Source organism: Flavobacteriales bacterium (assembly GCA_013214975.1).
Taxonomy (GTDB): Bacteria; Bacteroidota; Bacteroidia; order DT-38; family DT-38; genus DT-38.
In genome coordinates, this window is sequence record JABSPR010000393.1 from 1 (window position 1) to 8,330 (window position 8,330).

Here is an 8,330-nt window from a genome sequence, read left to right on the forward strand (position 1 = left end):
GTAGTGGAAGCTCGTATAGTATTGTCTTTGGGCTATCCAATACAGGTAAGTCTGTTGCAAAGTATCCAATGTTTAAAATCAAAGTAAATGGTCCGTACAAATTCAGCCAATTTGGTATCGGTGGGGGCATGAGTACAGGACTCGATAAAGAGCAAGAACAAAGCAATGGATCAACTGTATACGTTGGTAAGCCTGGTCAAGTAATTCATCCTGGAATTGTTTTGCAAATCGATCAACTAGAAATTGACGTAGATAAGTCTTCGGGTGAGTTACCACCGTTAAAAATAGAATACACTGCTATTGCTGAAGGCATGTTAGAGAAGTCGGAAACAATGACTTACAAATTTAACGTGTAATTTAGCGTTCTTCAGCTACTACCTCTTTTACTTCCGGAATCATCTTTTGCAATAGAGCCTCAATACCTGACTTTAAAGTCACTGTAGAGGAAGGACATCCGCTGCACGCTCCACGTAAAATAACAGTTACTACACCGTCTTCGAAAGACTTAAAGTTGATTGCACCACCGTCGCCTTCAACAGCCGGTCTAACATATTGATCTAGCACGTCCATTATAGATCTATCCAAATCTGTTAGGTTGTCGTTATCTACTTCAACGCCACCGTCAATAATAGGAGCTTCAGTTTCTTTGGAAGGAGAAGAAACGTTAGGTGTAGCTCCTGTAACAACATCCTTACCTTCTAAAAGAAAGTCTTTGATGAACATGCGCATTTCGTTCATTATCTCGTGCCATTCTATAAAGTCATTCTTTGTAATCGTCACGAAATTAGAAGCGATAAAAACGCCTTTTACGAATGGAAAATTAAAAAGCTCGGTTGCTAGTGGGGAATTAGCTGCATCCTGTTTGCTTAAATACTCAAACGAGTCATGTCCTGGAACAAGAACAAAATCTGCCACAAACTTTAATGAAGCTGGATTAGGAGTACTCTCTGCGAATACATTAATCATTTTTGGGGTTGCTTCCATACGAAACTTTTTATCTTTGATTAAGTTACAAAGTTACTTATTAATTTCTTACAACCCTTACTATGGCATTGATTAGAGCAGTACGAGGATATGAACCTCAAATTGGAGATGATTGCTTTATAGCAGAAAATTGCACCATAGTGGGAGAGGTAACCATGGGTAGCCAATGTAGTATTTGGTTCAATGCGGTTGTAAGAGGGGATGTTAATTTCATTAAAATAGGAAACAAGGTGAATATACAGGACAATGCTGTTATTCATGGTACCTACGAGCGCGCAGGAACGACGATTGGTAACAATGTGTCAATTGGTCATGGAGCAATGGTCCATGGCTGTACAGTTCATGATAACGTGTTGATTGGTATGGGGTCCATTGTGATGGATGGAGCAGTAATTCACGAAAACTCTATTGTTGCTGCTGGGGCTGTTGTTCTAGAGGGTACTGTGGTAGAATCAGGAACAATATATGCAGGTGTTCCGGCGAAGAAGGTAAAGGATGTGAGTAAGGAACAATTAGAAGGACAAATAAACAGAATAGCCAATAGCTATATCAAGTACTCTGGCTGGTTCAAGGATGAGGTCTAGTCCCAGAGTCTCACCTCGTTTAACTGAATTTTATCGGAAAAGAAGATTTTAGTGCTTTCTTCATAAGCGGCTGTATAATCAGAAACATAAAATTGGTGCTTGCCTTCCCCTGATCTTCTTTCCATATTCCCCTCTTCAAGCACCTCCTTAACTCTTTCTGCAACAATTGATGCGGAGTCTAAGACATCTGTATTGTCGTTGTAAAACTCGGCTACTTCATCTTTAATTAGTGGATAATGGGTACAAGCCAAAACGAGTGCATTAATGCCTTTAAAAGAAGGTTTAGAGAGGTAAGAATTAATAATAGTTTTGCTAATGTTATTGTTGTAAAATCCTTCTTCTATCATAGGAGCTAAGAGGGGCGTAGCTAAAGAAGTGGTCTTAATATCTGGACGTGATTTTTTAATCCTATTGTTGTATATCCGAGAACCAATTGTGCCTTTGGTTCCTATAATGCCAACTTTTCCCCCTTTGTATTTTTTGCCAACATATTCTACTACAGGATCGATAACGTTTACAACTGGAACTTTGTCTTGTAAATATTCTTTGGTGCTTTTGTATCCAAAAGAAGAGGCTGTATTGCACGCTATAACTATAGTCTTACAGCCCTTGTTTAAAAGGAAATTGGCGATCCTTTTAGAATATAACCGAATTGATTCTGGTGATTTGTCGCCGTATGGAAAATGGGCCGTATCGCCGAAATAAATAATATTTTCTTTCGGGAGTAATTTAGAAATGGCATGGGCAACCGTTAAGCCGCCTATGCCTGAATCAAAAATTCCTATTGGATTGTTATCTGGAATAACGTGTTTTTTAATTACAATTTAGCTTTCACTAATTCTGTTACATCGTTTCCTCCAGCATAATAAGGCACAACTCCTGCACCAATGTCAAGTATGTAAGCGTATCCTTTATCTTTCGCTACCACAGCTATTGCAGCTGTTACTTTATCTCGAATAGGGATTTGAAGCTCTTGGATTTTTTGCTGAAGATTCTGCTCAGCTACCATTTGAAAATTTTGAATTTGCTTCTCTAATTCTTGAATTTCTTGAATTCTAGATTGCTTAATTAAGTCACTCATTAAAGCTTCTTGTGCTTGAAATTCCTGGTATTTAGTTTGTAAAGACGCATTTTTGTTTTGAAGCTCACCCTCTAATTCTTTTGTGAATGCTGCAACTTCTTGTTCCGCTTTTTTAATTTCTGGCATATCGGCCATTACCTTATTTACATCTACATGACCAACTTTTTGTGCCATTAGATTTCCAGTGAATGGAAGAATTAAAACTGCTATTACTACTACTTTAAATAATGATTTCATTTTGTAATTTTTATTGTTTAATTAATTGTATCCTAAATTCTTTAAGACGGTTTTACTCTTGTCGTACTTAGAGCTGCTATATAACATTGTTGCTCCACTTGCTTTGTCGAATATGATGGCGTACGAACTGGACGTTGCAAGATCTTTAATTGCCTTATAAATTTCTTCTTGAATAGGCTTTATTAGTTCTTGTCTTTTCTTGAAAAGTTCTCCGTTAACTCCAAAGATTGATTTTTGGAAGCTTCTGGCGTCATTTTCTTTCTTTACAATTTCTTCTTCTTTTTTCGCCTTCATAGTTTCTGAAAGAAGAACTTCTTCTACCTGAAAAGCTTTATACATCTTTTCAACTTCTTTATATTTTTCTTCCACTTCTTTTTGCCAGTCTTCCGAGATTCCGTTTAGTTTTTCTTGCGCTTCGTTATAGGCTGGGATCTTACTCATGATAAAATCGGTATCTACATAAGCAAACTTCTGTGCGAAGGCCGTTCCAGAACCCATTGCTAGGACAACTAAAAAGATTATTTTTTTGATCATTTGTTATTGAATTAGGTGAAATTAATAATTAATTGATTACAGTTCACCAAGATTCATACCAATAATGAAAGCAGGCTCCCAGCCATGAGCCTGGTTTGGGTTAGCGAGCGTTCCGTCAAAGCCATATCCAAAATCGAATCCTAATAGACCAAAAGCGGGTAAGAAAATACGAAGACCTGCTCCAGCGGTTCTTTTTACATCGAACGGGCTATAATCTTTGAAGCTTCCCCATGTATTTCCTCCTTCAGCGAAGGCCAATGCGTATATAGTTGCACTTGGGTTTGGGCTAAGTAAATACCTAAACTCCATAGTATACTTACCGATTAATGTATTTCCTTCAGTAGGCGATAAACTTCTGTCAGGGTATCCTCTAAGTCCAATTATCTCTTGCCCCATTAGGTTAAAACCGCTAAGTCCACTACCTCCAAGGTAATATCTTTCAAAAGGAACATCTAAGTTTTTCGAATATGCCCCAAGGAAGCCAAAGCCAACATTAGTGTACAACACAAAGTTCTTTGTGAAGTTTGTGTACCACGATGAAGTGAATTTCACTTTGTAAAATTCAGAAAATCTATATTTATCCTGCTCACCTAAATCTTCATAATACCCATCTTCATGAAACAAAGAATATGGCGGAGTCGCTTCTACGGAAAATTTCAAGGCAGATCCTCTTCTCGTAAATAGTGGTTGATCTACAGAATTTCTTGTTAAAACATATTTAGCACTGATAGTATTGGATACTCCATTCCCTGTTTCTTTAAACACAAATTGTGTGTTATTTTCAAGGCTGTAGCGTTTAAGACCTAGTTGATAATATGACGAAAAGAAATCGTCTGGGAACTTTTTTCTTCTTCCCAATCCAACAGAAGTACCAGTAATTGCAAGTTTACCCGAATAATTTTGAATAGTACGATAAACACTTACACTTAATGAATTTGGTTTTTTACCACCTAGCCACGGTTCAACAAAGGATGCATTGTATGATTGAAAAAACTGTCCATTTGATTGTGCTCGTATTGAGAATGTTTGTCCATCTCCAGATGGAAGAGGGGTCCATGCTCCTTTTTCAAAGAAGTTTTTAGTCGAGAAGTTAGAAAAACTAAGTCCTGCCGATCCCACTATTCTGCCGGCACCGAAACCACCCGATAGCGTAAATTGATCGCTTGGTTTTTCCTCAACAACATATTCGATATCCACTGTTCCATCCGCAGGATTAGGCGTTGGGTTTACCGCTAATTTGGCTGGATCGAAATATTGTAATTGTGCCAATTCCCTTTGTGATCGAATAATATCAGACCGTTTAAATAACTGACCCGGTTTTGTTCTAATCTCTCTTAAGATAACATGATCGTTTGTCTTAGTATTTCCAACAATGGTCACTTTGTTTATACGTGCTTGCTTGCCTTCAAATATTCTAATTTCTAAATCAATAGAATCATTTTCGATGAGTACTTCGGTAGGATTAATTTGGAAGAACAAATAGCCATTATCCATGTACAAAGAACTTACATCTGTTCCGTTAGCACTCATATGCAATCCTTCCGTTAGGGCATCTTCGCTGTAAATGTCTCCTTTGTTAATGTTTAGAATTTCAGACAGTTCTTTCGTGGAATACTTGCTGTTACCTAACCAAGTAATATTTCTGAAGTAGTACTTAGCTCCTTCATTGATTTCGATTTCCAAGGTTACCGTATTGTCATCATTATGGATTATAGAATCGGAAACAATGTGGGCATCTCTCATCCCATCTCCACGATACCTTTCTATTAAGCCTTTCTTATCCTCGGTGTATTGATGATTGATAAATTTAGAGCTTTTTAGAATCCATAATCTTTTACGTTTAGTTTCTTTAAAATAACGGTACAGTTTCTTTGTTTTGACTTCTGTATTCCCTTTAAAGACGATGTCTTCAACTTTTACTTTTTCGTTTTTCTTGACAACGATATCAATAGAAACACTATTTAATTCTGTTGTGTCTTTTTTGGAAATGATATCCACTTCACAATTTAAGTAACCCTCAGTCTTAAAGTAACTCTTAACAGAATTTTTGGTTGAAATAATTAAGTTGTCGGTTACAATCTGCCGTTTTACGAGATGAACACTTTCTCTTAGATCGTCGATTTCTCCTTTTTTCACACCTAAGAATCTGTATTTAGACATCCGAGGTCTTTCTTCAAGTTCGATTATTAGAAACGCATAATTTCCTTGAATACGATCGAGTTTTATTAGAACGTTAGAAAATAGTTTTTGCTTCCAAAGTTTTTTAATGGCATTTGTAACGGCTTCTCCAGGAATTGATATTTTGTCACCAACCGTAAGGCCCGAAAGGGTTGAGAGCACATTTTTATCCAGGAATTTAGTTCCTTCAACCGTAATTCCTCCTATTTCATATTCCTTAGGAATAGAAAAATCAACGTTTAATACAGACGGGTCTAGTTCGTTCTGAGCATGTGCTACGTTTGTTAACGCAGTTAACAAGAAGATGAATAATGTAATGCCTCTCATTTATATTGATTCTATTTGCTCACTTGTTTTACCAAATCTTCTTTCTCTGTTTTGATAATTTTCGATAGCATCGAATAGGTCTTGTTTGCGAATATCAGGCCACATCTTTTCTGTAAAATATAATTCGGAGTACGCAATTTGCCATAATAAAAAATTGCTGATTCTATTTTCTCCACTGCTTCTTATTAATAATTCTGGATCGGGATAATCTTTTGTGCTGAGGTGTTGTTCGAAGAGCTCTTCGTTAATTTCGTCTGAACTAATTTCTTTATTCTCAACCTTCTTTGCAATATCCTTCACCGCTTTTGTAATCTCCCACTTCGAACTATAACTAAGGGCTAGTATCAGAGTCATTCGGTCATTGTTTTCAGTACTCTTGATAGCGTCTAATAGTATACTTTTAGTTTTGCTCGGTAGACTATCCACATCGCCAATCACCTGCAAACGTATATTATTTTTATTTAGTTTGTTTACTTCTTTTTTAATAGTAGTTATTAGAAGTTGCATGAGCGCATTTACCTCTAATTTAGGTCTGTTCCAGTTCTCGGAAGAGAAAGCGTAAAGCGTCAAGTATTTAACTCCAATTTCAGCGCAGCCTTCTACGATGTCGTTAACAGCAACAACTCCATTTTTATGTCCGAAAACTCGCGATTTTCCTCTCTGCTTGGCCCATCGCCCATTGCCATCCATTATCACGGCTATGTGCTTGGGGATATTCTTATCTGTATTCATCTCACTCCTGATAGTAACTCTGGACAACTGTCGTCGTTTTTCATGACGTAGGTTATCATTAATCCAAAAAACGAGTAGAAATCTTTCGTTTTCGAATTTCCTCTTTGTTCAAATGTTGTTGGGTAAATTGTGCTCACGTCGTCTAAATAGTCCGTAAAGGTAATTCTTAATCCCCATTCCGCCGAGGCTGTAATTTTATCACTGAAATTAATTTTAACACCTCCTCCAAATGGCAAGGAGGGTTGGATAAGTGGATAGTTTTTCTTCTCATATTCAGTGGGTAAGCCACGGAGGCTTTCCCACGATGCACCCAATTGTCCTTCTGGTGAGAATTTAAAAAACCCTAATCCACCAAAAAGGTAATTAGTAAAAGGATAACGAGGATTGCCTAATTCAAATGTGAAGTAATTAAACTCTACTTGAAAAGAGACTTCATGAATGGTAGATCTGAAATGTAAGTTTCTGTCGTTTTCGAGAGGATCGGCAGAAAAACCATCATCACCAGAAATACTCCCTTTCAATAAATTTAATCGGAAGGAAACTCTTGGGTTTGGATTTATACGGGCCACCACCCCATACATTAGTTTTGTAGATTCTTTTGCAAAAAGGGCATGATTTAATTCACCGAGATAGAATCCACCGCCTCCAATTACTCCTATTTCAGAAGATTTTTGAGCGAATGAACTAGTGCAAAATAACAGAAAGCACAGGGCATAGAATTGTTTCATAATATGAGGGACGTAAAAACCGCAGATTTATTTTATTTCTCTATCTAAGCCTTGGAGTGAAAGATCGACTTTTTCTTAGTTTTTTATTCAAGTTAAAAACTACAAAGAAGTAAGTGTCATTATCATCAGGGTCCCCTCTTGCCTCACCGGGGACATAAGTGCCATTTGCATTTACCCATCCTGGGTATACACCACCAGGATTTGCTAATTGAGCGGCATCGGATCCCTCATATTTCACAATAGAATCATTAAGATAATAATTGGTACTTACGTCGTCTATATAATCTGTAAATGTTTTTCTAACTCCTACTTCAAAACCAAATGACCAAAGATGGTCTAATCGGTATTTCAATCCAATGCCATACGGAATTGATATACTCACACGCGAGTACGGGTCTGGACGACCTAATTGACCTTGGCCTTCCGTATGTAACGGTTGAAGCGCATGCCATTTACCTTCTCCTTTTATTTGCGCTTTGGGATTAAACCAAAAGAATCCGAGTCCTGCAAACGCGTATGCATTCAAAGATTGAAATATACTTACTCCCTTTGCTCCACGCATTCGGAATCTGTACCGATCATTTTCTTTAATGAAACTATATTCGAATTGTGTGGCTAATTCTATAATTGGAGCCTTAAAACTTAGACCTCGATCGTTTCTAGCCTTATTGTTTGTTAGAGCATCATCGCCTCGAGCAACACCATAGAACATAGTGCCTTTAACGGCGGTTAATTTAGATAGTCGGTAACGGAGTCCGCCCGATACGGCAACATGGGTCATAGCGAATTCGAGATCCTTAAGGAAATCAGAACCCTCTCCATCTGCACCGCCGAGTTCACCAAGAAAGTTGGTAACTCCCGCAGCAACAGTAGCTTCGTATTTCATTCTTCTCCAACTTTGACCGAAAGTTAGAGATGGAATGATAATAAATAGCAATAAAATAA

General features: G+C 37.5%; 10 protein-coding genes. 2 read left to right on the forward strand and 8 right to left on the reverse strand.

The window, feature by feature from the left end; translation table 11 throughout:
• Nucleotides 1-356: hypothetical protein (locus HRT72_12340; GenBank protein NQY68493.1), on the forward strand; the 356-nt coding region annotated here is incomplete at its 5' end.
• A gap of 1 nt (nucleotide 357) precedes the next feature.
• Here HRT72_12340 and HRT72_12345 read toward each other — a convergent pair.
• A complete protein-coding gene (locus HRT72_12345) occupies nucleotides 358-984 on the reverse strand; it encodes a NifU family protein (protein NQY68494.1) in 627 nt (208 codons plus the stop codon).
• 62 nt (nucleotides 985-1,046) lie between these two features.
• On the opposite strand from HRT72_12345, the gene HRT72_12350 reads away from it, so the two are divergent.
• Nucleotides 1,047-1,568 (forward strand): gamma carbonic anhydrase family protein, encoded by a 522-nt coding sequence (locus HRT72_12350; GenBank protein NQY68495.1) that lies wholly within the window; start codon nucleotides 1,047-1,049, stop codon nucleotides 1,566-1,568.
• Here the strand turns inward: HRT72_12350 and murI are convergent.
• Genes murI through HRT72_12385 form a run of 7 tightly spaced genes read right to left on the reverse strand, consistent with a single transcriptional unit; the run spans nucleotide 1,565 to nucleotide 8,271 of the window.
• Nucleotides 1,565-2,371, reverse strand: a complete 807-nt coding sequence (gene murI / locus HRT72_12355) for a glutamate racemase (GenBank protein ID NQY68496.1) — start codon at nucleotides 2,369-2,371, stop codon at nucleotides 1,565-1,567. The two genes, HRT72_12350 and murI, sit on opposite strands and share 4 nt — an antisense overlap.
• Nucleotides 2,372-2,385: 14 nt before the next feature.
• The gene (locus HRT72_12360) at nucleotides 2,386-2,886 is read right to left on the reverse strand and encodes an OmpH family outer membrane protein (GenBank protein NQY68497.1); all 501 of its coding nucleotides are present in this window, start codon (nucleotides 2,884-2,886) and stop codon (nucleotides 2,386-2,388) included.
• A gap of 21 nt (nucleotides 2,887-2,907) precedes the next feature.
• A complete protein-coding gene (locus tag HRT72_12365; protein NQY68498.1) occupies nucleotides 2,908-3,420 on the reverse strand; it encodes an OmpH family outer membrane protein in 513 nt (170 codons plus the stop codon).
• A 36-nt stretch (nucleotides 3,421-3,456) separates the two neighbouring features.
• A complete protein-coding gene (gene bamA / locus HRT72_12370; GenBank protein ID NQY68499.1) occupies nucleotides 3,457-5,925 on the reverse strand; it encodes an outer membrane protein assembly factor BamA in 2,469 nt (822 codons plus the stop codon).
• Complete coding sequence (locus HRT72_12375) at nucleotides 5,926-6,657, reverse strand: isoprenyl transferase (protein NQY68500.1); 732 nt, start codon at nucleotides 6,655-6,657, stop codon at nucleotides 5,926-5,928.
• A complete protein-coding gene (locus tag HRT72_12380) occupies nucleotides 6,654-7,385 on the reverse strand; it encodes a hypothetical protein (protein ID NQY68501.1) in 732 nt (243 codons plus the stop codon). The genes HRT72_12375 and HRT72_12380 overlap by 4 nt, the downstream gene beginning before the upstream one ends.
• A gap of 40 nt (nucleotides 7,386-7,425) precedes the next feature.
• Complete coding sequence (locus tag HRT72_12385) at nucleotides 7,426-8,271, reverse strand: hypothetical protein (protein NQY68502.1); 846 nt, start codon at nucleotides 8,269-8,271, stop codon at nucleotides 7,426-7,428.
• Nucleotides 8,272-8,330: the final 59 nt, after the last annotated feature.